The sequence below is a fragment of the Actinotalea sp. C106 genome, assembly GCF_023630195.1.
Lineage (GTDB): Bacteria > Actinomycetota > Actinomycetes > Actinomycetales > Cellulomonadaceae > Actinotalea.
Genome location: NZ_JALPKN010000439.1, coordinates 1 through 1788, shown reverse-complemented (window position 1 = coordinate 1788; position 1788 = coordinate 1). Strand labels below are relative to the sequence as shown.

Annotated in this window: 2 protein-coding genes; one reads left to right on the top strand and one right to left on the bottom strand. The window is 73.7% G+C overall.

Annotation, left to right across the window (positions count from 1 at the left end):
• Positions 1-109: 109 nt before the first annotated feature.
• Complete coding sequence (locus L0B03_RS17350) at positions 110-862, top strand: hypothetical protein (protein WP_250448200.1); 753 nt, start codon at positions 110-112, stop codon at positions 860-862.
• Here L0B03_RS17350 and L0B03_RS17345 read toward each other — a convergent pair.
• Positions 827-1788 (bottom strand): glycoside hydrolase family 26 protein (locus L0B03_RS17345; protein WP_250448198.1); only part of this gene is annotated, 962 nt, incomplete at its 5' end. The genes L0B03_RS17350 and L0B03_RS17345 overlap by 36 nt on opposite strands.

Sequence of the window (1788 nt, the reverse complement as noted above, 5' to 3'; positions counted from 1 at the left end):
GCCGCACCCGCGCAGGCCTCCCGGCCCTCGCCCCGAGGTGCGCGTCGTGCGTGGGCTCCCTACCGTCAGGGGGCAGTCGAGACCGCGGGCAGTCGAGCGAGGAGGACGCGTGGAGCAGCCGGCCCCACCGACCCACCGCCGGCGCGGGCTCGCCGAGGCCGAGGCGCTGTCCCAGCGGCTCGACACCCCGATGGGCGCCCTCGGGCTGATCTTCCTGTTCGTGGTGCTCGGGCAGACCCTCGCCGAAGGGCCACCGTTGGCGGACGTGCTCGCTGTCGTCGGGTGGGTGCTGTGGGCGGCCTTCGTCGCGGAGTTCGCCCTGCGCGCCTACGTCGCGAAGGACCAGGGCAGGTTCTGGCGGCGCAACTGGTGGCAGGTGCTGTTCCTCGCGCTGCCGTTCCTGCGGGTGTTCCGCGCGGTGCAGATCGCCCGGTCGTTGCGGGTCGCGCGGGTGGCGCGCGTGGGCGGGGTGCTGTCGAGCGCGGTGCGGGGGTCTCGATCGGCAGGGCGGCTGCTCACCGGCCGGATCGGCTGGTTGGCCACCGTCACCGGCGTCGTCGTCCTGGCGAGCAGCCAGCTGCTCTACGTGCTCGAGGCCTTCGACTCCTACGCCCAGGCCCTGCACGGGGCGGCGCTCGCGACCATCACCGGTCAACCCCTCGAGTCCCCCGACGGCGTGGCCCGGGTGCTCGAGGTGGTGCTCAGCGTCTACTCGGTGGCCGTGTTCGCGACCCTCGCGGGGGCGCTCGGCGCGTACTTCCTCGAACGGCCGCGCGAGAGCGAGGCTGGCGTAGAGGGCGGCCCGACCACGGCGGAGGAAGCGAGCTCAATCGGCAGCGCCGTCGCGGAAGGCCGCGGCTGAGGTCGAGGAGCTGTCGACCCGCCAGTCGGTCTCCTTGTTCTCGTCGAACCAGACGAGGCCCACGACGTCGGGCTGCGCGGCCAGGTAGGCGAACAGCTCGGTGATCCAGGTGGCCTTGTCCCCGCCGAGCTCGGTCGAGGCGGTCTCGGTGATGAGGATCGGCTTGCCCGGGGCGAGGGCGCGCACCTCGTCGAGGGTGGGGGCGAAGATCTCCGACCCGGTGTACCAGGAGCTCCACGACTGCGAGGTGCCCCAGTTGTACCCGTCCACCCCGACGACGTCGACGAACGCGTCGCCCGGGTACAGGTTGGCCAGCGGCGTCGAGTCCGGGAACACGACGTTCGGGGACCACACCCACGTCACGTTCGTCGCGCCCTGCTCGGCGAACACGCGGTGCACGTGCTTCCAGGCTGCGACGTAGTCCGCGGCGTCGTTCCCGTTGACGCCGGCGGCCCACGGGTACCAGGTGCCGTTCATCTCGTGCGCGAAGCGCAGGTGCACCGGGCCGCCGTCGGCCGCGAGGGTGCGCGCGAACTCGGTGATGTAGGTGTCGTGGTCCCCGGCGACGACGCGGTCCATCGCGTACTCGGGCTGCACCGGGCCGCGGGTGTAGTTCCACGGCTCCCAGGTGATGACCGGCACGGCCCCCGCGGCGCGCACGGCCGCGAGCTTGGCGGGGTCTGCGGGCTCGCCGAAGCCGGTGTACCAGAGCAGGTACGACGGCGCGGTGCCCCACCCGGCGGTGCGGTTCGCCAGGGCGGTGGTGTCGAGGGGACCCCACGGGATGGTCGCGCCGATCGGCACGGTGCGACGCTCGGGGGTGGCCGGGGGCTCAGGTGCGGGCTCGGTGACCGGCGCGGGGGCCGGGGGCGGGGTCGACGGCGTGGGGCTGGGTGCCGGCTCGGTGGTGGGTTCCGCGGTCGGCT